Annotated in this window: 22 protein-coding genes; 11 read left to right on the top strand and 11 right to left on the bottom strand. The window is 42.8% G+C overall.

Annotated elements, in window-relative coordinates; genetic code table 11:
* Positions 1 to 14: 14 nt before the first annotated feature.
* Positions 15 to 614: a multifunctional acyl-CoA thioesterase I/protease I/lysophospholipase L1 gene (gene tesA, locus C9J12_RS02225; protein WP_006232788.1), complete on the bottom strand. Its 600-nt coding sequence runs from the start codon at positions 612 to 614 to the stop codon at positions 15 to 17.
* On the opposite strand from tesA, the gene C9J12_RS02230 reads away from it, so the two are divergent.
* The gene (locus C9J12_RS02230) at positions 613 to 1,287 is read left to right on the top strand and encodes an ABC transporter ATP-binding protein (RefSeq protein WP_107241229.1); all 675 of its coding nucleotides are present in this window, start codon (positions 613 to 615) and stop codon (positions 1,285 to 1,287) included. The two genes, tesA and C9J12_RS02230, sit on opposite strands and share 2 nt — an antisense overlap.
* Positions 1,284 to 3,749, top strand: coding sequence for an ABC transporter permease (locus C9J12_RS02235; protein WP_107241230.1), 2,466 nt, complete (start codon positions 1,284 to 1,286; stop codon positions 3,747 to 3,749). Before C9J12_RS02230 ends, C9J12_RS02235 begins: the two co-directional genes overlap by 4 nt.
* 66 nt (positions 3,750 to 3,815) lie before the next feature.
* Here C9J12_RS02235 and C9J12_RS02240 read toward each other — a convergent pair whose 3' ends face one another.
* The gene (locus tag C9J12_RS02240) at positions 3,816 to 4,733 is read right to left on the bottom strand and encodes a TIGR01777 family oxidoreductase (RefSeq protein WP_107241231.1); all 918 of its coding nucleotides are present in this window, start codon (positions 4,731 to 4,733) and stop codon (positions 3,816 to 3,818) included.
* A gap of 390 nt (positions 4,734 to 5,123) precedes the next feature.
* Between C9J12_RS02240 and C9J12_RS02245 the strand changes: the two genes are divergently transcribed.
* The 6 genes from C9J12_RS02245 to focA all read left to right on the top strand — a co-directional run bounded on the left by C9J12_RS02245 (position 5,124) and on the right by focA (position 9,497).
* Positions 5,124 to 5,858: a DUF1538 domain-containing protein gene (locus C9J12_RS02245; RefSeq protein WP_107241232.1), complete on the top strand. Its 735-nt coding sequence runs from the start codon at positions 5,124 to 5,126 to the stop codon at positions 5,856 to 5,858.
* An 18-nt stretch (positions 5,859 to 5,876) separates the two neighbouring features.
* Complete coding sequence (locus tag C9J12_RS02250; RefSeq protein ID WP_107241233.1) at positions 5,877 to 6,659, top strand: DUF1538 domain-containing protein; 783 nt, start codon at positions 5,877 to 5,879, stop codon at positions 6,657 to 6,659.
* Complete coding sequence (locus C9J12_RS02255; RefSeq protein WP_107241234.1) at positions 6,659 to 7,009, top strand: P-II family nitrogen regulator; 351 nt, start codon at positions 6,659 to 6,661, stop codon at positions 7,007 to 7,009. Before C9J12_RS02250 ends, C9J12_RS02255 begins: the two co-directional genes overlap by 1 nt.
* Complete coding sequence (locus tag C9J12_RS02260) at positions 7,006 to 7,437, top strand: CBS domain-containing protein (RefSeq protein WP_107241235.1); 432 nt, start codon at positions 7,006 to 7,008, stop codon at positions 7,435 to 7,437. Before C9J12_RS02255 ends, C9J12_RS02260 begins: the two co-directional genes overlap by 4 nt.
* A 118-nt stretch (positions 7,438 to 7,555) precedes the next feature.
* Complete coding sequence (yfcE, locus tag C9J12_RS02265; RefSeq protein ID WP_107241236.1) at positions 7,556 to 8,104, top strand: phosphodiesterase; 549 nt, start codon at positions 7,556 to 7,558, stop codon at positions 8,102 to 8,104.
* Positions 8,105 to 8,651: 547 nt separating this feature from the next.
* The gene (focA, locus tag C9J12_RS02275) at positions 8,652 to 9,497 is read left to right on the top strand and encodes a formate transporter FocA (RefSeq protein WP_107241237.1); all 846 of its coding nucleotides are present in this window, start codon (positions 8,652 to 8,654) and stop codon (positions 9,495 to 9,497) included.
* A gap of 143 nt (positions 9,498 to 9,640) precedes the next feature.
* Here focA and C9J12_RS02280 read toward each other — a convergent pair whose 3' ends face one another.
* The 3 genes from C9J12_RS02280 to C9J12_RS02290 form a co-directional block, all read right to left on the bottom strand.
* On the bottom strand, positions 9,641 to 9,820 hold the full coding sequence (locus tag C9J12_RS02280) for a hypothetical protein (RefSeq protein WP_193944635.1): 180 nt from the start codon (positions 9,818 to 9,820) through the stop codon (positions 9,641 to 9,643).
* A 211-nt stretch (positions 9,821 to 10,031) separates the two neighbouring features.
* Positions 10,032 to 12,173 carry a phosphate acetyltransferase gene (gene pta / locus C9J12_RS02285; RefSeq protein WP_170111708.1) on the bottom strand — a complete coding sequence of 714 codons (2,142 nt, stop codon included), beginning with the start codon at positions 12,171 to 12,173 and terminating at the stop codon, positions 10,032 to 10,034.
* Positions 12,174 to 12,352: 179 nt separating this feature from the next.
* Positions 12,353 to 13,549 (bottom strand): acetate kinase, encoded by a 1,197-nt coding sequence (locus C9J12_RS02290; protein WP_107241239.1) that lies wholly within the window; start codon positions 13,547 to 13,549, stop codon positions 12,353 to 12,355.
* A 337-nt stretch (positions 13,550 to 13,886) separates the two neighbouring features.
* Between C9J12_RS02290 and yfbV the strand changes: the two genes are divergently transcribed.
* Complete coding sequence (yfbV, locus tag C9J12_RS02295; protein WP_006232802.1) at positions 13,887 to 14,336, top strand: terminus macrodomain insulation protein YfbV; 450 nt, start codon at positions 13,887 to 13,889, stop codon at positions 14,334 to 14,336.
* 234 nt (positions 14,337 to 14,570) lie between these two features.
* Here yfbV and C9J12_RS02300 read toward each other — a convergent pair whose 3' ends face one another.
* The 6 genes from C9J12_RS02300 to rlmA form a co-directional block, all read right to left on the bottom strand.
* A complete protein-coding gene (locus C9J12_RS02300; protein ID WP_011219442.1) occupies positions 14,571 to 14,882 on the bottom strand; it encodes a DUF6172 family protein in 312 nt (103 codons plus the stop codon).
* Between the two features lie 298 nt (positions 14,883 to 15,180).
* The gene (locus tag C9J12_RS02305; RefSeq protein ID WP_107241240.1) at positions 15,181 to 15,975 is read right to left on the bottom strand and encodes an ABC transporter ATP-binding protein; all 795 of its coding nucleotides are present in this window, start codon (positions 15,973 to 15,975) and stop codon (positions 15,181 to 15,183) included.
* A gap of 15 nt (positions 15,976 to 15,990) precedes the next feature.
* Positions 15,991 to 16,917: an ABC transporter permease gene (locus C9J12_RS02310; protein ID WP_107241241.1), complete on the bottom strand. Its 927-nt coding sequence runs from the start codon at positions 16,915 to 16,917 to the stop codon at positions 15,991 to 15,993.
* A 67-nt stretch (positions 16,918 to 16,984) separates the two neighbouring features.
* The gene (locus C9J12_RS02315; protein ID WP_107241242.1) at positions 16,985 to 17,953 is read right to left on the bottom strand and encodes an ABC transporter substrate-binding protein; all 969 of its coding nucleotides are present in this window, start codon (positions 17,951 to 17,953) and stop codon (positions 16,985 to 16,987) included.
* 433 nt (positions 17,954 to 18,386) lie between these two features.
* The gene (locus C9J12_RS02320; protein WP_107241243.1) at positions 18,387 to 19,352 is read right to left on the bottom strand and encodes a ChaN family lipoprotein; all 966 of its coding nucleotides are present in this window, start codon (positions 19,350 to 19,352) and stop codon (positions 18,387 to 18,389) included.
* Between the two features lie 213 nt (positions 19,353 to 19,565).
* On the bottom strand, positions 19,566 to 20,381 hold the full coding sequence (rlmA, locus tag C9J12_RS02325; protein ID WP_107241467.1) for a 23S rRNA (guanine(745)-N(1))-methyltransferase: 816 nt from the start codon (positions 20,379 to 20,381) through the stop codon (positions 19,566 to 19,568).
* A 465-nt stretch (positions 20,382 to 20,846) separates the two neighbouring features.
* Between rlmA and C9J12_RS02330 the strand changes: the two genes are divergently transcribed.
* On the top strand, positions 20,847 to 21,875 hold the full coding sequence (locus C9J12_RS02330; protein ID WP_107241244.1) for a porin: 1,029 nt from the start codon (positions 20,847 to 20,849) through the stop codon (positions 21,873 to 21,875).
* Between the two features lie 83 nt (positions 21,876 to 21,958).
* Positions 21,959 to 22,600: a DUF2057 domain-containing protein gene (locus C9J12_RS02335; RefSeq protein WP_227876254.1), complete on the top strand. Its 642-nt coding sequence runs from the start codon at positions 21,959 to 21,961 to the stop codon at positions 22,598 to 22,600.
* Positions 22,601 to 22,843: the final 243 nt, after the last annotated feature.

Genomic DNA, 22,843 nt, shown 5'->3' on the forward strand with positions numbered 1-22,843 from the left:
CTGTCGCTGGGGAATTATAAATAAGGCGCGATATTCTCAGCCATATATTCGGCAATCCATGGCTGAGCATCAGGTTTAGGGTGCAAACCGTCATTCATCATCCATTCTTGTTTTAAAATGATCGGCTCTAAAAAGAAAGGTAACAGTGGTGTAGCTAACTCTTTACTGAGTTGAGGGTAAATAGAACTGAACATATCACTGTAGCGTTTGCCGTAATTGGGCGGCACTTTTATCTGCACGAGCATTGGCTTGGCATCAGCATTTTGAATTTCAGTGATCATTTGGCTGAGATTGTTACGTATAGTACCTTGAGGGAAACCACGTAAGCCATCATTCGCCCCGAGTTCAATTATGACGTAAGCTGGTTTATGTTGTTGTAATAATGTAGGCAATCGAGCCAAGCCGTTTCCTGTTGTATCGCCTGAAATACTGGCATTTACAACGGTGATTTCGTGACCTTGTTGCTTTAATGCGGGTTGCAGTAACACCGGCCAGCTTTGCTCTGCCCGCATTTGATAGCCCGCGCTCAAGCTATCACCGACAACCAGTAACGTGTTGCCCCACGCATTTAGCGAACATAAATAGATCAATAAAACTGAAAGGATTCGCATCATGTCAACATCCGTGATTAAGGCTGTATCTGTGTCTAAAAAAGTGACGACGGCATCGTCCTCACTCACCATCTTGCAGGATGTTTCCCTCGAGGTCGAGCAAGGAGAAACAATAGCACTTGTTGGCGTCTCTGGCGCAGGTAAGTCCACCTTAATGACATTGTTAGCAGGGTTGGATATTCCGAGTACGGGGGAAATTGAATTATTGGGGCAGTCTTTGTCGCAATTAGACGATGAAGCGCGTGCTGCTTTACGCAGTGAGGCTATAGGGTTTGTCTTTCAAAGTTTCTTATTAATTCCATCCTTAAATGCGGTTGAAAATGTCATGTTACCCGCCATTATTAAAGGCGATGTGGGTGATGAGGCTCGAGCATCAGACTTATTAAAATTGGTCGGTTTAGCGGGTAGAGAGATCCATTTACCTTCACAGCTGTCGGGTGGAGAGCAACAAAGGGTAGCACTTGCGCGTGCATTCATGACACGCCCTCAGGTGCTGTTTGCCGATGAACCAACCGGTAATCTTGATGAGCAGACAGCGGCGAATATCATTGATTTACTTTTTGCATTAAACCGAGATCACGGCACAACCTTGGTGTTAGTGACGCATGATTCTGTGCTTGCAGAGCGTTGTGATCGAACTTTACGAATTCAAGGTGGAAAGGTGGAGGCAGCATGACAGACATGACTGACTCACAAAAAGTACAAAAACGGCAGCAGCCCAAACTGTTGCTAAAATGGAGCTGGCGAGAGTTGTGGCAAGGTCAGCTTTGGCCTGTGGCTGTTGCGCTCACGTTGATTATTGCTTGTGTATTTGCATTAGCTGCATTAGTCAGCCGAGTTGAGAAGATCATGACAGATCAGGGGCGATCGGTGCTCGCAGCTGATTTAGTGCTGGTATCGAATAACCCGATTGAACCGTCATTACTAAGCAAAGCTGAAGCACTTGGTTTGACGTTTTCAGAGCAAACACGTTTTGGCACGATGGCATTTAGTGAACAGCAAATGCAGCTGATCAGCGTCAAAGCTGTAGAAAGTGATTTCCCATTACGTGGGCAATTGGCGTTACAAGATCGACTAAATGTACAAAGCAAAGTAAACCCAGGGGAGTTGTGGTTATCTGAACGTTTATTTTCTCTTTTAGATGTTAAAGAAGGGGATATTGTTGCGATTGGTGACGCCGAACTGAAGGTATCAGGAAAAATAGCACAAGAACCCGAGCTGTCGTTTAACCCTTTTAGTCAGATGCCTGCGGTGCTTATTCATGAGCATGATGTGGCGGCAACAGGGGCGGTGCAACCCGGAGGGCGTGTACAGTATCGCCTGTATTTTATGGGCAGTGACGATAAGCTTGCTGCTATCCAAAAATTTTCACCGTTAGAGCCTGGTCAACGCTGGTTGAGCGAAACCTCACAAGGTCGTACTGGTGAATTTATTGATCGTGCCAGACAATATTTATCTTTGACGTTAATTCTGGTCATTTTGATGGCGACAGCGACCTTGGTACTGACGTGCCAGCATTACACCTCAACCCGCGTAGAAACCGTTGCCATGATGAAAAGCTTGGGGGCGAGTAAGCGATGGTTATGGCGTTGGTTATCTGGTCAGTTAGCGATGTTATTTGGGCTTTCAGCCATTGCAGGGTTATCGATTGGCTGGGGGCTTGAAGTTTTACTGCGTTTACCCTTGGCGGATATTTTACCGGATCCATTGCCTGATATGGGAATGTCTCCGTGGTTAATCAGTATGTTCGTTGCGTTGCTGGTGGCGATCCCTGGGATTGGTATACCTTTAATTCGTTTGCTTGATGCGCCAGCTATTTCAGTGATTCAACAACAAGCAGATAGACCGAAGAATAATAAAGCCTACGCCTTATTGTTATTACCTGTTGCCGCTGCATTGATTTGGTTTGGCGATAATAAATTAATGTGGATGACCTTAGCGGGTATTGTGGTTGTATTGGTGTTACTCGCCTTCTTTGGCTTAGTAGTTTTATCACTATTACGTAAAAGGAAGTGGGGACCAGCAATGACGTTAGCGTTGAGCCGCATAAGTCGCAGCCCATTAACCACAGGGGCTCAATTAGCGGCACTCACAAGCTCATTAATGTTATTGGCCGTCATTTGGTTATTACGATCCGATTTATTAGCTGATTGGCAGCAAACATTGCCCATTGATGCACCTAACGTATTTGCGATTAACATCAGTGCTGAACAACAGCCAGACTATTTAGCGAAACTCGATCAAGAGAATATTCCTCATTCTGAAGCCTATCCTGTTATTCGTGGCCGAATAGTCGCGGTGAATGGGATCGATCTATTGACGCAGGTTGATGATCCCGAGCAGCGTGATGAAGCATTACGTCGTGAGTTAAATTTCACATGGCGTGAAACCTTGCCTATTCATAATGATGTGCTAGATGGTAATTGGCCAGAACCTGAATTAGCAATAAAAGGGGTGTCAGTTGAGTCTGGTATTGCTGAACGGTTAGGATTATCGGTAGGTGATGAACTGGGTTTTAATGTGAATAGTCAGCCATTTTCAGCCATGGTGAATAGTATTCGTCATGTTGAATGGCGAAACATGCGGCCTAATTTCTATTTTATTTTCACCCCAGATGTAATGGTTGATTTACCTGCGACATGGCTTGTAAGTTTTAGAATCGAGTCAAACCAAAATGATGTGGTAAACCAACTTGGGCGAGACTACCCAACCGTGAGTTTAATGGACTTACGCACCATGGCATCGCGTATTCAACTGATGCTCCAACAAGTGTCATTATCATTATCGGTGTTAGCGGCGTTGGGGGTACTCAGTGGACTATTACTGGTGATGACGCTGCTACGCCTGAGTATGGCTCAGCGCCAACAAGAAATTAAACTGTATCGAACATTAGGCGCGAGTAGAAAACGTATTTCAGCGACGGTATGGGGCGAGTATGGCTTGATGGCATTGATTGCTGGCTTAATGGCTGTTGTCGGTGCAGAAGCTATTGTTGCTGCGCTGGTAAAGTGGGGATTTGAAATGCCCCCACAATGGCACCCTATGTTATGGATAATGTTGCCTACCGCTGCGATTGGTTTGGTTCTGTTTATTATTAGCACCATGCTGAAGCAGTTATTACAGCCATTGAAGTCTTAATTAATCTCGATGAACATCCGTGAACATTAGCGTGTTCGCGGATGTGTATTGCTCATTTCTTTGTGACTAGGTCAGCGTATTTTTCAGGGCATGCTCTAGTTCGGGGTAACAAAAATGAAAGCCCTGTGATTCCAATTTTGCTGGTAAAGCACGTTGCCCATCGAGCAGCAATGAGGCTGATTCCCCTAATCCGATTTTAAGTAACCAAGCTGGTGTGCTTAAAATATGCGGGCGATGTAAAACCTTCGCCAAGGTTTGACTGAATTCTTTATTGGTAACGGGGTTTGGAGCGGTGAAGTTAAATGCACCTTGTGCTTGTGGAGTTTTAAGTAAAAATAAAATCCCTTTCACCATGTCCTGCAAATGAATCCAAGGGAAATATTGTTGTCCGTTTCCGAGTGGCCCACCAAGCCCTAATTGATAAGCGGGTAGCATTTTTGCTAGTGCTCCGCCATGTTTAGCGAGCACGATACCAGTACGTAATAAGCATACCCGCGTTTTATCTGATTGCGCCAGTAAGGCTGTATTTTCCCATTTTGTACAGACGGTTTGAGCGAAATCAAGGGGGGAGGAGCTTGCGTCATCCTCATTTTTTATTTGTAGGCTTTCATCAAATTGCTTAGATTTTTGATCGCCATAGATCCCCACCGCAGAACCACTGATAAATGTACGAGGAGGGTTACTGCTCGCATTCATTTTATCTACGATTGCATTCGTAATTGCCCAGCGGCTTTCACAAATAATCTGTTTTTGTTTGTCGCTCCAACGTTTATTAACAATGGGCTCACCCGCGAGATTAATGACCACATCAATATCATTGAAGTCACTGAGTTCTTCGAGAGATGAGATGACTTTGATGTGATGCCCTAATCGTTGATAGGCCATTGCTGGGTTACGACTGAGTACGATTATATGATCATGATTGAAATGTGGCAGCAGTGCTTTACCTATAAACCCGGTTCCACCTGTTACTAATATATTCATGTCAGTGCTTCTCCTTCTGCTACCTGTTCAGATAATACGCCTCTTTTAAACTATACGATCAAAGAATTATTGTTGAACATGGTGTGTAGACACAAGTATTTAGGTGTCAGTCGGTATAAGTATAACCAAGTGTGTGTGCTCAGGAATAAATATCCTTAAATTCCCTCAAGATGCTCGTTGAGATCGCTCTGAATTCTGCACCTTGAAGTGGTTTAGCTATACAGGCCTTAGAAATAGCAGAATGAGAAAAAACACTACTTTTACAAGGTCTTTTTATTATGAATATTTAATAGTGTGGTGGGCTTCTCGCCTCGTGCAATAAAAGTTGTGTCTAAATATTAATGAGCCATAAATAGAGTAGGACGCATTAATATCACAACAAGGAGATGCATGAAATCTATCATGGCTTTATTGAAAGCAATGCTCTCTAGTTTTCGTGATTTATTACCGATTATTTTTGTGATCAGTTTTTTTCAACTGGTGGTATTACAACAGCCGTTACCGCAATGGGGACCTATATTACTTGGGCTTATTTTTGTGGTGATGGGATTAACTTTTTTTATTTTTGGTTTAGAGATGGGATTGTTTCCCATTGGTGAATCAATGGCGCACGCTTTTGCGAAAAAAGGCAGCTTAGCTTGGTTATTAGTCTTCGCTTTTTGTTTAGGCTTTGGTACCACCATTGCTGAACCCGCATTAACTGCAGTCGCGACAGAGGCCGCAGAAGTAGCGGCTGAAGGAGGCATGATAGATAACAATCAAGAAGCGCAATTAGAGTATGCATCAGGCTTACGATTGACCGTCGCCTTTTCTGTTGGGCTAGCTATTATGTTAGGGGTTATTCGTATTCTAAAAGGCTGGCCAATTCAATGGATGATAGTCGGGGGCTATATACTGGTAATGGTCATGACATGGTTTGCTCCACCTAGCATTATCGGTATTGCTTATGATTCTGGGGGTGTAACGACATCGACCATTACTGTGCCTTTGGTAACCGCTTTAGGTGTGGGCTTAGCCTCGTCAATTAAGGGGCGAAATCCGATGATTGACGGCTTTGGTTTAATTGCGTTTGCCTCATTAACGCCGATGATTTTTGTCATGGGGTACGGCATGGTGTTGAGCTAATGAGGATGACCTAAAGAAATGAGTCAATTTGCTTCAACACTTGTACAATTTTCTGACACCTTAATGATGACGGTGCGCGATGTTGCACCCATAGTAGTGATTATCTTTGGGTTTCAGTTAGCTGTTTTACGTCGCCCCGTTGCTAATTGGCGCCGTGTTGTCTTGGGGTTTGTTTACGTTATTGTTGGTTTATCGTTGTTCTTAATGGGCTTAGAACTGGCGTTATTTCCGTTGGGCGAATCGATGGCCGAGCAACTGACTGCTCCTGAGTTTTTGTATGGTGAAGGCGCAGTCATTCCTTTGGTTATTGACTGGGTCGATTACTATTGGGTGTATATTTTTGCCGCCGCAATAGGGTTTAGTACCACAGTGGCAGAGCCATCCTTGATTGCGGTTGCCATTAAAGCGAGTCAGGTATCGGGCGGTACAATTCAAGTGAATGGGTTGCGTATTGCTGTTGCATTAGGTGTTGCCATGGGCATTGCTTTAGGCAGTTATCGTATTGTGGTGGGTGACCCTTTGCATTATTACATTATGGCGGGGTATATCATTGTGGTGGTACAGACTTACTTTGCACCTAAATCAATTGTGCCGTTAGCGTATGACTCTGGTGGTGTGACAACATCGACAGTAACAGTGCCCATAGTAACTGCATTAGGATTAGGGTTAGCCTCTACGGTTCCGGGGCGTAACCCGATGTTAGATGGTTTTGGTTTGATCGCGTTTGCCAGTTTATTTCCGATGATCACAGTGATGGGGTATGCCCAATTGTCGGTTTGGCTGGAAAGGAGAGCTGAATAATGCGTTTTAAATTGTTAATTGCTTTTGTTGAAGATTCAAAAACAGATTCTGTACTCGATGCAGCGCGTGATGCTGGGGCGACTGGCGCCACTGTTATTAATAATGCACGTGGAGAAGGGCTGAATAAAAAGAAAACGTTTTTCGGTCTTACTTTAGAGGTACAGCGTGATGTTATCTTATTTGTGGTTGAAGAGCATTTGGCACGCTCGATTTTAGAGACGATTGAAAAAGTCGGCGAATTTGATAGTGAGAAAGGGCAAGGTATTGCACTTCAGCTAAATATTGAAGATGTCGTCGGTGTTGCTCACCAAATTGAAGAGTTAACCAAGGTGGTTGGAGATAAGTTATGAATGAATATAATTTGAGTCATCGTGAGTTTGGCGATCAGCGTATTATTCGGGTCCGCGATGTAATGATGGATGCTTACGTGATGGTTGAAGGTGTCATGACGGTTGCTGATGCTATCGTTATTGCCAAGCAGCGTCAGGTAAAAGCGTTAATTGTTAATAAGCGCAATGCAGACGATGAATACGGTATTGTATTGATGAATGATATTGCCAAGCAAGTTTTAGCTCAAGATCGCTCGCCGAAGCGCACCAATATATATGAGATCATGACCAAGCCAGCATTATCAGTAAATGCCTCGATGGATGTTCGCTATTGTGCTCGCTTATTTGAACGCTTTGGGATCAGTCGTGCCCCCGTTATTGAAGATGGCAAGGTATTGGGCATGGTGAGTTATAACAATATTGTATTAAATGGCATGTTGCATGATTGAGCGTATTTAACGGCGTTTCAATCTTAGATTGAGTGTGTTTTGAAACGATGTTGAATAGAAAAAAAAACTGGATAAGCGTAATATGCTGTTCTTGTTTTACAACGTGTGATTTTGCTTTATGAAATTATTTTTTGCCTCCGATATACATGGCTGCTACGACAGCGCGAAAAAAGCGATTGCTGCATTTGAACAAAGCGGAGCTCTGCATTTAATCTTATTAGGCGATGTCTTGAATCCAGGTCCAAGAAATGCCGTTCCTGCGGGTTATGCACCGACTAAAGTCGCTGATTTATTGAACCAGTTTGGTGACTGTATTATTGCCGTGCGTGGTAACTGCGACAGTGACGTTGATCAGATGCTACTTGATTTCCCGATGTTAGCTGACTACAACTTAGTGCTTTTACCAAATGGTCGACGTTTATTTTTGACCCATGGGCACTTATATAATGCCGATAAGCACCCACGCTTAAAAGTGGGTGATGTGATTGTATCGGGTCATACCCACATCCCCGTAGCTGAACAAAAAGGGGATCTTGTATTGTTTAACCCCGGATCAGTCACCATGCCTCGTGGCGATCATCAGGCAAGCTTCGGTATGTTTGAAGATAACATGCTAAAAGTCATCACATTTGATGGTGATGTGCTTTGTTCTGTAGCACTGAACTAGATTTATACATAGAAATACAAGCGCATAAATACAGTCGTAAACACACGAGAAGCGTATTCACTTTCAAGGCTATTTGAATGAGTGGTGCGCTTTTTAGTTTGTATTCAATACCAGCAAGAGTGACCAAATATTTATGTAGGATGATATCAATCCCGTTCAGGATCTATCTCATCTCATACACGTTGTTTAAGTTGTTTGGTATCAGAACACCCACCATCCGCTTTTCGTTCCCAAATCAATCCAAAGATTAATGCTTCTAAGCTAGGTTTGATTAAGGTTGCTGTCTTTTTAATTGCCAGCAGCACTTCTTAATTATCCCACACGAAGTAATTACTTATAAAATGTAAACAATTTCTTTATTTACAAATGGATGTACATTATTAGTGGAAAGGAGTTAGTTTGAAGGCAATCATTCACCTCGGAATATGCGAACAAAGATTGCGTTTTTTTCGAGGTTTTATGGCTTTTAAGGCTTGAAATTAACCCTTGTTGGGTTCAGTATCCGCTGGCAAATTTTTGTATTTCAATATGTATCAGGTGAGTGTTTATGAATCAGGGGCAATTTGATTCCCTTTTACCGCCGCAGATGGCGGAAAAAGCTGCAGAAGTCGGAGTAGGTAAGGCAACTAAAGACCCAATGAAGTCTTTTCTGTTGGCTATTACTGCAGGGCTGCATATTGGGATTGCGTTTATTTTCTATACCACGGTGACGACGGGCTCTGGGGATATGGCATGGGGAATGAGCAAGTTTATCGGTGGGCTTGCATTTAGTCTCGGGCTTATTTTAGTTGTGATCACGGGTGGTGAACTTTTTACGAGCTCTGTCTTGACGTTAGTGGCTCGCGCGAGTGGCAAAATTAGCTGGAAAAGCTTATGTATGAACTGGGGTATTGTTTATCTCGGTAACTTGATCGGTGCATTGTTGCTGGTGGGTATCATGTTGGTGGCTAAGCAATATATGTCGGCTAATGGCGCAGTAGGTATTAATACCATGCAAATTGCTCAGCATAAATTGCACCATGGTTTCTTTCAAGCCGTTGCACTTGGCATTATGTGTAATGTATTAGTTTGTGCTGCCGTTTGGATGACCTTCAGTGGCCGCACACTAACAGATAAAATTTTGGTTATGATTTTACCTGTTGCGATGTTTGTATCTTCAGGTTTTGAACACTGTATTGCTAACATGTTCCAAGTGCCAATGGCGATTGGTATTAAGACATTGGCATCGCCTGAGTTTTGGCAACTGAGTGGTATGAATCCAGCTGATTTTGCTGATTTAACCATGAGTAATTTTATTATTAATAATCTTATTCCAGTGACTCTCGGTAACATTATCGGTGGTGGTGTGTTCGTCGGGATGGGTTACTGGCTTATTTATTTGCGCAGTGAGTAATATCAACCTAGGCAGGTTTTTGATCATCCTTGCTGGTTAGAATGGTTCATCCAGAATAATATCGTTGTTTACTGAGGGCGCTTAGAATAGAGCGAACTTAGCCATAAATAGCATTTAAAAAGGTCATAATGACGGTCATGTCATTATGGCCTTTTTGGGTATTTGAGTTGCCAAGGTAGAAGCAAAAAAGCGCCAAGATAATCAAGTAAAACTAATAAAATTCCAGATAGCCCTGTAATTGTTAATACCCAATAAAATACAAAGCCTAATACTTGATCAAATTTTGTTGTATTTTCAAATAAAACCGTTGCATTAGCATTCATAAATGACAGAGGGCTCTTTTCTAATACACGGCTCCATGATGGGAAGCTCGTACTAGGGAAAGCATGTTGCTCGATTGTATGAGCTGGAAAGGCTATTAATTTCGTATTTTGGCATGGCCCGTTTTTTCGGATGAACCAGTTTTTGAAGCAAAAAAAACGCCCCTACATTGCTGCAGGGGCGTTCGATATTGTTTGTTTAGCTAATCAGTAATTACTTCGCAGCATCTTCAGTTTGCTGAGCCTGAATCGCAGTTAGTGCTACTGTGTATACGATGTCGTCTACTAGTGCGCCACGAGAAAGGTCATTTACCGGCTTACGCATGCCCTGAAGCATAGGACCGATAGAAACTAGGTCAGCTGAACGCTGTACTGCTTTGTACGTCGTGTTACCAGTATTTAGGTCTGGGAATACGAATACTGTTGCTTTACCCGCTACAGGAGAATTAGGCGCTTTAGAAGCGGCTACATTTTCCATGATTGCAGCATCGTACTGTAGAGGACCATCGATGATTAGATCAGGACGTTTCTCTTGAGCAATGCGTGTCGCTTCACGTACTTTATCAACATCGGCACCCTTACCAGATGTACCAGTAGAGTATGAGATCATAGCAACGCGAGGTTCGATACCGAATGCTTTTGCAGAATCAGCAGATTGAATTGCGATTTCAGCAAGTTGTTCAGCATTTGGATCTGGGTTGATTGCACAGTCACCGTATACCAGTACTTGATCAGGCAGAAGCATGAAGAATACTGAAGATACGATAGATGCATCTGGTGCTGTTTTGATGATTTGGAACGGAGGAACGATAGTGTTAGCTGTCGTGTGTACCGCACCAGAAACAAGACCATCAACTTCATTGTTTTCTAGCATCATTGTGCCTAGGAAAACAGAATCTTGAAGTTTTTCACGTGCAACAACATCAGTCATGCCCTTCGCACCGCGAAGCTCAACAAGACGTTTAACGTAGTTTTCACGAACTGCTTCAGAGTCGATGATTGTAACGCCAGCACCTAGTGTAACGCCTTGCTGTTCAGCAACACGCTTGATTTCTTCTGGATTACCAAGAAGAACACACTCAGCAATACCGCGTTCAGCACAGATTGCTGCTGCTTTAACGGTACGAGGTTCGTCACCTTCAGGAAGAACAACACGCTTAGCGGCTTTACGCGCTAACTCTGTTAATTCATAACGGAATGCTGGTGGGCTTAAACGACGCTCTTTAGCAGAACCTTCAGTTAATGATTCAATCCACTGACCATCGATGTGGCTAGCCATGTATTCATTAACGAATTCTACACGCTCTTTATCGTCTGCTGGTACTTCAAGGCTGAAGCTCTGAAGATTCAGAGATGTCTGCCAAGTGTTACCCAGTGCAGTCATCACAGGTAAGCCTGTTGCGAATGCACGCTCACAAAGATCCATCACTGGCTTAGGTAGTTCATAGCCGCCAGTTAGAAGAAGTGCACCGATTTCAACGCCGTTCATTGCTGCAAGACATGCCGCAACGATAACGTCAGGACGGTCTGCAGAAGTCACTAGTAGTGAACCAGGACGGAAGTGCTCAACCATGTGCGGAATAGAACGTGCACAGAAAGTGATGCTCTTGATACGACGAGTTGCAATTTCACCTTCGTTGATGATTTCAGCGTTAAGGTGCGCTGCAATATCTGTCGAACGTGTTGCAATTAGCTCTGAGCTCCATGGCGCACAACCAAGTACACGAATAGGGCTAGAGTTGTATACTTGCATTACTTCAACGTTTAGCGGAATAGTTGTACCGTCTACATCGTCAAAGATTTCAGATAGATCAGGGCGAGTACGGCCTTCTGCATCTACAGGTGCGTTTAGTTTGTTAACAATAACGCCTGAGATTTGCTTGTTTTTAATGCCGCCGAAGTTAGAACATGCTACTTCGATACGCTCTTTTAGTTGTGCAGGGTTATCAGTACCGTGCGCAATAACGAATACGATTTCCGCACCCAGCGTTTTAGCAATTTCATAGTTAATCTGGTTCGCAAATGGGTGTTTGCGAGTAGGTACAAGACCTTCGATTAATGCTACTTCAGATTGAGCTGTTGACGCTTTAAAACGCGCTACGATGTCTTCTAGTAGTACATCACTTTGGTCGTTACGAAGAAGCTCTTCGGCACGTGCCATTGTAAATGGTTCTGCAATTTCCATATCGCTGTTAGCACGGATGATCGTTGTAGTCAGATCCGGCTGCTTACCACCATGACGAGGCTGTGCGATAGGCTTAAAGAAAGAAACACGAACGCCTTTGCGTTCCATTGCACGTAAAACACCAAGGCTTACGCTTGTTAGACCAACACCAGCGCCAACTGGGATGAGCATAATAGTACGGGACACTATGAATTCCTCAAACTATTGAATAATACAGCGCTGTTCGATAACGATTCTAAAGGCAGGTCGATCTGCAAATTAGAACAATTATGGAGCAACGCCACAACAAACAATTGTATTACACATGAAAAAACGGCCAGCCTAGGCCAGCCGTTATAATAATCGTTAGATTAGATAGCAGCTAGACGCGCTGTATCTTCTGCGATAACTAGTTCTTCGTTAGTAGAAACTACCATTGCAGGTACACGGCTGTTTGCAGTCGTGATAACACCTTCTTTACCGAAGCGTGCTTTAAGGTTTGCTTCAACGTCAACTTCAACACCTAGGATAGCAAGACGGTTAAGAACCATTTCGCGAATAGGAGCTGAGTTTTCACCGATGCCGCCAGTGAAAGTGATTGCGTCTAGACGACCTTCTAGTGTTGCAGTGTAACCAGCAACGTACTTAGCTAGACGGTGACAGAATACATCCATTGCACGTGTTGCTTCTTCTTTCTTGCCGTAGTTGTCTTCAACGAAACGACAGTCAGAAGTCACTTGAGTTAGACCTTGAAGGCCAGACTCTTTAGTTAGCATATTGTTGATTTTTTCAACAGAGTAACCAAGTGTGTCGTGTAGGTGGAAAATGATCGCAGGATCGATATCACCACAACGCGTACCCATTACTAGACCTTCAAGAGGAGTAAGACCCATAGATGTATCTACAGATTTACCGTTCTTGATTGCACAAACAGAAGCACCGTTACCTAGGTGACAGTTGATGATGTTTAGTTCATTTTCTGGCTTCTCTAGTAGCTCAGCTGTTACACGTGTGATAAACAGGTGAGAAGTACCGTGCATGCCGTAACGACGGATAGCGTGGTCTGTGTATAGGTTGTACGGAAGTGCGTATAGGTACGCTTCTTCAGGCATAGTCTGGTGGAAAGCAGTATCGAATACAGCAACGTTTTTAAGTGCTGGGAATGCTTTCTGTGCCGCTTTAATACCGATGATGTGAGCAGGGTTATGAAGAGGTGCTAGTGCAGAACAATCTTCGATACCCTTAACTACTGTTTCATCGATAAGAACAGATTTAGTGAATTTCTCACCACCGTGAACTACACGGTGACCGATAGCGGCTAGGTTAGCGGCAAGTTCTGGCTTAGAAGCAATGATGCTTTCTACCATAAATGCTAGTGCTTCTTCGTGAGCAGCACCATCGCCAAGTTGAGCTTCGTGCTTGCCATCAAGTTTCCACTTGATACGAGCTTCTGGAAGGTGCAGACATTCTGCAAGACCTGTTAGGTGTTCTTCACCTGAAACAGCGTCAACAATAGCGAATTTAAGAGATGAACTACCGCAGTTAAGAACTAGAACCAGCTTAGACATGAGAGTGACTACCTATAATCTGTCTGAAAGTTGATATTCGTGAGAATAAAAAAAGTACCCATAGCGTAGACGACTTTTGATACAGTCAGCCTAAATCGGGTTAAAATTGTGCACTATCCGTAGGGCTAGAATTGAGTAACCCGCAATCCTGGGTCATCCTTGATGGCTGCTTTAGGTTGCCTAAATGGTAATTACAGGCAACAATTAACTTAAAGCGTGCTTAGGATAGCCGATTGTTACCCAATATAACAAAAAGATTTTAGAAAAATTTAATTTGAATCAAGTTTGTTACTACTTTATTTTAATAATTATGGTTTTTTTTGATGGTTGGTGCTTTATGACTCAACGAACGGTTTGGCAACACTTCCAAAATGGTCAGCAGTACATGGCAACATGGCCTATGCGCAAAGAGCTAGCAGCCATATTCCCAGAACAGCGCTACATTAAAGCGACAAAATTCGCGACTCGTGTTATGCCAGCCGTTGCAGTGATGAGTGTCTTAAGCCAAATGGCATTCAATAACTATGGCGCGTTACCACAAGCAATGACGGTGGCACTATTTGCATTGACCATGCCCTTGCAAGGTTTGTGGTGGTTGGGTAAGCGCAGTCGAACGACGTTGCCACCTTCATTAGCCATTTGGTATCGTGAAATTTATGAAAAGATCACCAGTGAAGGGCACGCAATGCAGCCGTTGAAAAAACAGCCTCGATACCTTGAGTTGGCAGAAGTCTTGAATCGTGCATTTAAGCAACTGGATAAAACATCGTTAGAAAGGTGGTTTTAACGACAAATACGGTGTGATTCCGTGGACGTTGTGAAATTTTATCTACTATCTACTATCAGAAAGAAGAAAGAAGAAAGAAGAAAGTAAAAAAGCCCTGAGTAAGGGCTTTTTAGTTCAGGTCAGTCATATTCTGCGCCGCAAGACGATAGTGAATTGATCAAACTATCGTAAAGCCCTACCCAGTACTGCCTTCAATACTAATGTTAACAGTGAAACTATTAACAGCGAAAATGTTTATTCGTCTTCAAATAAGCCGTCTAGTGGCTTTTTAGTACGAATGCCATCTTTAACTAAAATCTCAAGATAGAATGAAGTCAGTTCTAATTTCTCTGCTTCATCGATGCACTTGTTGATTTCTTTAAGGTGGATTACTTTTGCTTCTTGTTCGGTGTGACCAAACTTACAATCAAAATCCCAAAAATCGACACCAGAAGGAAGCTGCTTATTGCGCTCTCTTTTGATGTACTTTTTCACTTCACTTTTAACTGATTCAACGATTCTTGGCACAGCTTTTTTTGGGTGAGTTAAAGCAAATGTTTTTTTCATTGTTTTCCTAAATCTAAATAAGGGCTCAGAAAAGATAGAGCGCTAGGCATATTTTACTTCAATTCTACAACAGTAGCGACGGTGAAGTGGTATTTCAATTGATTCTAGGCTTTTTATGCGAATAGCAATAACAGATAACTCTTTCATTTTTCATTGTTAATAAACATTTTTTGATTTTTTAGAATGCAGTAGAAGAGGGGAGTAATGAGTAATTTGAGCGAGGCATGATATCAAACGTGACAGTTTAAAGCGTTGAGATAACCCCGCCGCCACACAGGGTTATGTTCGTTGAATTTAATTAACTCAGTAAAAGGCTGTCATCTGCTAATTCTTCGCCCCGCACTTTGCTGAACATTTCAAGTAGCTGTTTCACGTCCATGCTTTCTCGTTCTTGACCTTTAACATCTAAAACGATTTTACCTTGGTGAAGCATGACTGTGCGATCACCGTGCGCGAGGGCATCTTTCATTGAGTGCGTTACCATCATTACGGTAAGATCGAACTCTTTCACCACTTTAGTTGTAAGGGCGAGGACAAAAGCGGCCATTCTTGGATCCAGAGCTGCAGTGTGTTCATCAAGTAATAACAGCTTACTGTCGGCCAATGTGGCCATAACTAAACTTACAGCTTGGCGCTGACCACCTGAAAGTAAGCCAATACTGTCACCTAAGCGATCTTCTAAACCTAAACCAAGAATACTGATACGTTCTTGAAATAGTTTACGGCGGTTTGCTGATAGCGCCATTTTCCAACTGCGTTGGCTGCCGCGTTTATAGGCTAATGCCATATTTTCTTCAATCGTTAAAGAAGCACAAGTGCCAGCTAAGGGATCTTGAAATACACGTGCGGCATATTGCGCACGTTGGTGTACAGACTTATCCGTCACATCAATATTATCAATTAATACCTGCCCATCGCTCATCGGGGTTTCACCACTGACTGCGCCCAGCAATGTCGATTTCCCTGCGCCATTTGAGCCAATCACAGTAACAAATTGCTTTTCAGGCACCACTAAATCAATGCCACGAAGTGCTTGGTTTTCTAAAATAGTCCCTTCGTTGAAGGTAACGCGAATATCATTTAATTCAATCATTTTTAGCTTTACCTCCTAGGCGAGTTTTTTAGTGGCTGTTACGCGTTTCTTTTTGCGATTAAAGCTGTTTTTCATTCGAGGTGCAATTAAGGCAACCGCAACAAGAACAGCGGTGATCAAATTAAGATCGGAAGCTTTAAGCCCAAACATACCTGAACTTAATGCAAAAGCGACTGCGAGACGGTATAGCACTGAGCCGACAATAACTGCGACGACGGCAACCCATATTTTTCTACCTGGGATAAGGGTTTGTCCCAAGATAACCGCAGCAAGGCCGACCACAATGGTACCAACCCCCGAGGTGACATCAGCAAAGCTGTTTGTTTGGGCGAAAAGAGCACCAGAAAAACCGACAAACCCATTTGAAAGCGCAAGGCCAAGGTAGGTATATAACGCAGTGTTGCCGCCTTGTGCACTTACCATGCGGCTATTCACGCCCGTTGCACGTAAACCCAAGCCAAAATCACTGGCTAACAAACGAATGATGAACCAAGCACTGAAGACCACAAGCAGAGCAACAACCAGTAAACGAATTAAATTAGAATCAAAACCGTAATCCATCGCAAAGTTTTCGAACGGGGTCAAAATAGTTTCTTCCCCTAAAAGAGCGAGATTAGGGCGGCCCATAATGCGGATATTGATAGAGAAAGCGGCAATCATGGTCAGAATACTGGCCAATAAATGCAAAATATTGCAGCGAATGGCTAAAAAACCAGTTACTAAACCACAAGCACCACCGGCAAAGATTGCCAGTAATGTGGCTATCCATGGGTTAATGCCAGCCACGATCGCGGTAGCAGCGACTGCAGCGCCCATTGGGAAACTGCCATCGACGGTTAAATCGGGAAAATCTAAAACGCGAAAAGTCAGGTAAACCCCAAGCGCAACCAATCCATACACTAATCCAATTTCTAGCGTACCGATGAAGGCAAAGAAAGACATCTATAACACTCCTTGTCTTATATGAAAGAGGCAAGAGTTATGGCTCTTGCCTCTTGCCATTTGAAACTTATTTTTCGATTGAGGTTGCGCGTGCTAATACTGCAGCAGGGAAAGTGATCCCTAATTTCTTGGCCGCTTTTTGGTTTAAGGCTAGATCTGACCCTTTAGCAACATGAACCGGTAAATCAGCGACTTTCGTGCCTTTAAGTAGCGCATCAACATAGTCTGCTGTTTGAATACCCACTTGGTAATAGTCAAAGCCTAATGCGGCCAGTGCGCCATTTTTAATGTAAGTAGTGGATGCGCCAATAATCGGTTTGTTGGCTTGGTTTGCTGCGTTTACTAGCCCATCAATCGCACTGGCAACTGTGTTATCTGTCGGGGCGTAAATAACATCCACTTTTGATGCGATGATTTGCGCTGCTGATTGAACATCAGCACTTTTAAGCGCTGTGCCTTCTACGACTTCAATACCTTTTGCTTTTGCGGCTTCATGTAGTAATTCAACTAACGCAACAGCATTGGATTCACCTGGGTTAAAGACCACCCCGATACTTTTCAGATTTGGAATGATTTCTTGCATTAGCTCAACATGCTGAGCCACGGGTGATAAGTCAGAAAGCCCTGTTACATTACCGTTGGGTTTTTCCATGTTTTTAACAAGTTTTGCGCCAACAGGATCAGTAACAGCAGTAAATACAACGGGAATAGAACGAGTAGAAGCGGCAAGGGCTTGTGCGGTAGGTGTTGCAATACCGACTAAGACATCTGGTTGTTCACCGACAAATTGTTTGGCTATTTGAACTGCAATGGCAGGATTACCCTGTGCTGTCTGATAAGTGAATTCAAGGTTTTCACCTTCGACGTATCCTTTTGCTTTTAAACCATCAAGTAAACCTTGGCGTGCAGCATCAAGAGCGGGGTGTTCAACGATTTGTGATACTGCGACTTTGGCAACTTCCGCGAAGACAGATGCGGATGATAGTGCGAATGATGCCGCTATACCGGCCGCGATAAGTAGTTTTTTACCCTTCATTGCAAGCTCCTTGCTTTATTATTTTATCCAGTTAGAGAACAGTCTGTAGTGGGAACTGTGATCTCATAGGATAATGTTTTAGCGCAAAGAGAAAAGAAAGAACATCTAATTTTTAACAAACTTGAAACATTATATCTATCTAATGTGTGGTTTATTTATGAAATGGTGGCGGATTGATTTGAATCTCTTGGGTTAGTAGTGTTTAAACGCTGTGTTTTGAGTATCAATCTGGTTGATTATTCTTAATTGGAATTATTGATAATATTGATCTTAACTGATTTATTTTTCACGTTGAAAAACTCAAAGCCTATTCAGCTTCAGGAAAGGTCGTTGCAGGATAATGAGCTAGTAAAAGGGATATATAGCTGTATCTCTCCTAAGTCCTCCACCAGCTGGCCGCCGATGGGGGACTACTCTTTTCTGGCTATTCGTTTTATTTGGTATAACACTTCAATTCTTTATTTCTGCCTGAAATACCTTTCATTGCAGCCATCATTTTATCTTTACTGACATAACCTTTGGGCAGTGGCATTACATTGACTCTATAATCAGGTGCATCCTCTGCGATATTCGATTGCTCAGTGACAGGGGTAACCATAACGACATTAAGTTCTGGGTTACGTGCCTTAATGCGTGATGCTGTACCTAGTCCTTCAGCAACATGGAAGCGGCCTGCAACATGGATAATTTGTTTGCCAGGATGCTTCGCTAAATAATTCACCATACTTTCTGCCATGGTGTCATCCCAAGCGGTTTGGGCGGCAAACTGGCGTTGCGTTTTTGCTTCATCACCATGGTGCATCGATGCTTTGAATTTCGCTTGGTAAGCATCGGTTGTTAGTGTTAAATCATCAGCTACCCACTTACGTTCGTTACTCGGCAGGCGATCAAGATAATCAGCGCCTTCTCGCCCAATACAGCGAACAATAGGCTTAGGCGCATTCGCGGCAATCACATCTAAACCATTTTGCTTTGCCAATTCCACTAAAGGGCGGTAGTCGCTGATGTAGTTAGGCCAAGCATTACCTTCTTTTATTAGCGTTTTTTCGCCAACTTCTCCCGCTAAATATTGATCAAGCAAAGGTTGCTTGTCGCGGGTAAATTGTTCCATCGATAAAGCCATATTGGGGTTTTGACGATAAAGCTCAGCAAACAGTTGGGCTTGCATTAAATGCGCCCCCGGATGCCCATGCCATTCACCTACCAGTACGATATCGGCATCGCTAATCGCGAGGGCAAGCTTTGATAGGCTGAGCGTAGTGCCTTGTGGGGAGGTAATTGTGTAATCATACATTGTGGGTGGTAAGGGTTGCGTAGCCGTTGTATTTACAGGTAATTCAGATTGTGTTGCACAGCCCATAAGCATGCCGGTTAGCCCAAGAGAGAACCACTTTTTCATTTAAATATCACACCTTAAAAAATAACGTACATGCGAAGATGTGCATGCCAAAGTCGAAATACACAGTATGAATACCTATTTTATTCATGATGGGATCAAACCTCATGCAATAGGTATAACTGTAGACGGTGTGTGATAGTAAAGGAGGTGAGATTGATTATCAAATGCAATTGATAATCAATACCCAGAGATTAAAGGAAAAGAAGAGAGTTGTTATTGGCGACGATAAACGCGGATTGAAAAGTCGGCTTCACAGAGTAAATCAACCGCCGTTTTTAGTTGTTCCCATACTGCATCTGATGTTTTCCATGCGAAAGGTGTCATTTGCATTAAGGCTGTTGCCTCTTCACCGTTCAGCGTCATGTCGTAATGTAATTGCTGATCAGTGACTAAATCGAAGCCTTCTATGACTTCTGGTTCCATATCGTGTAAATGTACACCGTTATAAATTAACTCTTTTAACTGGTATAGGTGACGCGCAGCAGGCGAAACAGTCACTAAAATACCGTCTTTTTTAACTGCACGTTGTAACTCTTCATCTTTACAAGGTGCGTAAATACGCACGATACCGTCAAGATATGCATCGGAGTAGGGTAAACGATGGCTCGACGCGACACAGAAGTGGCAGTTTTTGTAGCGTTTGGCTGCATAGCGAACAGCTACTTTAGATATGTCTAATCCATGTACGCTTAATTCAGGGTGCTTAGCCTGTAATTGGGCAAATTCGGATGTGTAATACCCCTCTCCACAACCAATATCTAATAATTGTTGCGCGTTCTCTGGCAAGTGCTCATCCAAATGCTTGATCACAGCCTCGCGCAATGGGTGGTAGTGGTTGGTATTTAAAAACAAACGTCGTGCTTGCATCATTTCTTGGTTATCACCAGGGTTCTTTGAACCTTTATGCTGAACGGGCATTAAATTCACATAGCCTTCTTTGGCTAGATCGAACTGATGATTATTCTCGCAGCGCCAGTATTGAGTATGGTTGACTAAAGCTGAGTGACACAAAGGGCATTGATAAGACATGATGAAAACCGCACGATTAAATTCAGTGCTCATTGTAATACCAAACTTCGAAAGTAACTACCCACTGAATATCTCCTTATTTGCCTTCTATACGCTCGTTACTCAATAGTTTAAAGGATATACATCACATAATTCGCGATGAAAAAATAGACTTAAATCACAGTTGAAAACTATTATTTCACAGCGCGAAATAACGATCGGCTTGTTCAGCTTTTATTCAGCATTTTCGGTTATCTTGCAGCTTAACTTGAACGGGGAATGTACATGAAGTCATTTTTTGCTCATGTTTTTTTCCATTAAACAATTTGTATTATCCTCTATGTAGTAGAAGGTATGTCGCTGTTGCTATTGAGTTTCAGTGATATTTCAAGGAAGAAAAGAGCTGCATGATTTTGTCAGTGTGACCGCCGAATCCACAGAATCAAAGTCAGGATGAAAAAAATAACAATATTAGGATTTAAAACAATGAAAAAAACAGTATTAGCAGCTCTTTTACCTGCTATGTTAGTGGCTGGCGCAGCACAAGCTGCATCCGTTTACCAAGGTGAAGACGGGTCAAATGTTGATGTTTACGGCCGTTTAGGTTTTAACATTTCAGATAAAGATTCAAAAGATACTCAAGGTAATTTTGATGGTCGTTTTGGTCTTGGTGGTTCTCAAACTGTTAACGATAAAGTATCAGTAATTGGTTGGGCTGAATACCAAGTAAATGCAGCTGAAGGTGCCAATGCTGGTAAAGGAAATGACAGCCTAACAGCACGTTACGTGTGGGCCGGTATTGATGCGTCTGAGTACGGTAAAATTACGGGTGGACGTGTGGCTTCTGGCCTGATCATGTTAACCGATATTGCCGATGTATTCGCTGCATCTGATGTGGCAATTGCTCGTCAAGTAGGGGATGTTGATTCAACGGCAACACAGGTATTCCGTCAAGATGGTACATTACAGTACCAAAACAGCTTTGATGCGCTTGATGTTTCTGTTGCTTATATCTTAGGCAATGGTTCTTCTGACCTAGATGCTGCTTATAACACAGCACTTCGTTATACGTTTGACCTAGGTAATGCGGGTAAGTTAGCACCTGTAGTTGCATACCAGTACAATAAAGGTAACGATGGCGATAAATACACGTTCTGGGGCGCAGGTACGCGTTATTACGTTGGCGATCTAATGTTAGGCGCAATGTACTCTGAAGATGAAGTTAAGCGTGATGGTTCATCGGCTAAAAGTACTGATGAAGTCTATGAGCTAACAGCCGTTTATGACTTAAATGCTGATTGGGTACTACGTGCTGGTTACCGCTCTCTTGATAACAAAGATGGCGACAACCTTGAGCTGAAAGATACAACGTTTGAAGCACAATACAAGCTAACAGATCGTTCTTCTATCTTCACGAGCTATGTATTCCGTGACGGTGACAACGGTCAATCACAAGGTTTTGCTGGTGATGCATCAGAAGACTTCTACCACTTAGGTCTACGTTACGAGTTCTAATTGAACCGTTAATGTGTGATACAAGGCCAGCGGTGATTCGCTGGCTTTATTGTTTATTGAATATCTATTTTCAGAGAGAAAGCATGATGAAAAAAATACTGTTAGCATTTACGTTGCCTTTGGTATTGGCATCACAAACTGCGATGGCAGATGTAACCTTGAAAGTGCCTGGCAATTTTGAAATTCTTGCGGCCCAGCATCTGGAAATCAAAAAAGCGACAAAAATAGTAGCACTACCAGAAGGTGATCAGCAGGTGTTGGTACGTTTTGATAGTCCTACTAATCCACATTCGACGGGGCAATCGATGGGGTATGTGTCATCGCAACCGATTTTAATTCGTTTTTCAGCGAATGATGGTGAGGTGGTTAAACTAGTTGCTCCTCGTGTTGATACCCAACAAGACGTAAAACGTTTTGCTAAGAACCCTAGTTTTGAATTAACAGATACAGCTGGCAAGTCTGTTAGTTTTGAGAGTGAAAAGTTGGTGGTATCAGGTTCTCCATTAATGGCTAACTATAATGATATTTTAGCGGTTCAAGTTGCGGCGAGTACAAAACAGACCTTGCCACAACCAGCTGTAATAACAGCCTCTTCTCAATCTGTCTCAACGGTTGATATTAACCAATTAACGCCAGCCCAAGCAGATCAATTGATGAAAGATTTATATCAAAATGCTGACAAAAAAAGCCGCAAAGAATTTATACGTTGGGCGCTAGGTTTATAAACTTAGAACGTTAAATTAGCGCATTTAAGCAAAGCTTTAATAATTACAAACAAAAAGCCCCACAAGGTTATATCTTGCGGGGCTTTTTTCGTGGTATCTGTAAGTAAGATGACACTTCATTGATGCGCCGAGTGAAAAAGGTATTACATATTAGAAAGCATTTTTACATGGAGTTTAATGTTTACAAACCTTATGACATTTCTATTGATCAACATCTCAATTACGATCAATATTGATTTACTT

This window comes from Photobacterium frigidiphilum, assembly GCF_003025615.1.
Taxonomy (GTDB): domain Bacteria; phylum Pseudomonadota; class Gammaproteobacteria; order Enterobacterales; family Vibrionaceae; genus Photobacterium; species Photobacterium frigidiphilum.

Coding starts and splice junctions, on each gene's coding strand:
- C9J12_RS02255 (WP_107241234.1), top strand. CDS start 6,659: ATGCGTTTTAAATTGTTAATTGCTTTTGTTGAAGATTCAAAAACAGAT.
- C9J12_RS02290 (WP_107241239.1), bottom strand. CDS start 13,549: ATGTCTAAGCTGGTTCTAGTTCTTAACTGCGGTAGTTCATCTCTTAAA.
- pta (WP_170111708.1), bottom strand. CDS start 12,173: ATGCTCATCCCAGTTGGCGCTGGTGTTGGTCTAACAAGCGTAAGCCTT.
- yfbV (WP_006232802.1), top strand. CDS start 13,887: ATGACTCAACGAACGGTTTGGCAACACTTCCAAAATGGTCAGCAGTAC.
- focA (WP_107241237.1), top strand. CDS start 8,652: ATGAATCAGGGGCAATTTGATTCCCTTTTACCGCCGCAGATGGCGGAA.
- C9J12_RS02305 (WP_107241240.1), bottom strand. CDS start 15,975: ATGATTGAATTAAATGATATTCGCGTTACCTTCAACGAAGGGACTATT.
- C9J12_RS02240 (WP_107241231.1), bottom strand. CDS start 4,733: ATGAATATATTAGTAACAGGTGGAACCGGGTTTATAGGTAAAGCACTG.
- C9J12_RS02230 (WP_107241229.1), top strand. CDS start 613: ATGTCAACATCCGTGATTAAGGCTGTATCTGTGTCTAAAAAAGTGACG.
- C9J12_RS02235 (WP_107241230.1), top strand. CDS start 1,284: ATGACAGACATGACTGACTCACAAAAAGTACAAAAACGGCAGCAGCCC.
- C9J12_RS02260 (WP_107241235.1), top strand. CDS start 7,006: ATGAATGAATATAATTTGAGTCATCGTGAGTTTGGCGATCAGCGTATT.
- yfcE (WP_107241236.1), top strand. CDS start 7,556: ATGAAATTATTTTTTGCCTCCGATATACATGGCTGCTACGACAGCGCG.
- C9J12_RS02330 (WP_107241244.1), top strand. CDS start 20,847: ATGAAAAAAACAGTATTAGCAGCTCTTTTACCTGCTATGTTAGTGGCT.
- rlmA (WP_107241467.1), bottom strand. CDS start 20,381: ATGTCTTATCAATGCCCTTTGTGTCACTCAGCTTTAGTCAACCATACT.
- C9J12_RS02280 (WP_193944635.1), bottom strand. CDS start 9,820: ATGAATGCTAATGCAACGGTTTTATTTGAAAATACAACAAAATTTGAT.
- tesA (WP_006232788.1), bottom strand. CDS start 614: ATGATGCGAATCCTTTCAGTTTTATTGATCTATTTATGTTCGCTAAAT.
- C9J12_RS02335 (WP_227876254.1), top strand. CDS start 21,959: ATGATGAAAAAAATACTGTTAGCATTTACGTTGCCTTTGGTATTGGCA.
- C9J12_RS02300 (WP_011219442.1), bottom strand. CDS start 14,882: ATGAAAAAAACATTTGCTTTAACTCACCCAAAAAAAGCTGTGCCAAGA.
- C9J12_RS02245 (WP_107241232.1), top strand. CDS start 5,124: ATGAAATCTATCATGGCTTTATTGAAAGCAATGCTCTCTAGTTTTCGT.
- C9J12_RS02315 (WP_107241242.1), bottom strand. CDS start 17,953: ATGAAGGGTAAAAAACTACTTATCGCGGCCGGTATAGCGGCATCATTC.
- C9J12_RS02250 (WP_107241233.1), top strand. CDS start 5,877: ATGAGTCAATTTGCTTCAACACTTGTACAATTTTCTGACACCTTAATG.
- C9J12_RS02320 (WP_107241243.1), bottom strand. CDS start 19,352: ATGAAAAAGTGGTTCTCTCTTGGGCTAACCGGCATGCTTATGGGCTGT.
- C9J12_RS02310 (WP_107241241.1), bottom strand. CDS start 16,917: ATGTCTTTCTTTGCCTTCATCGGTACGCTAGAAATTGGATTAGTGTAT.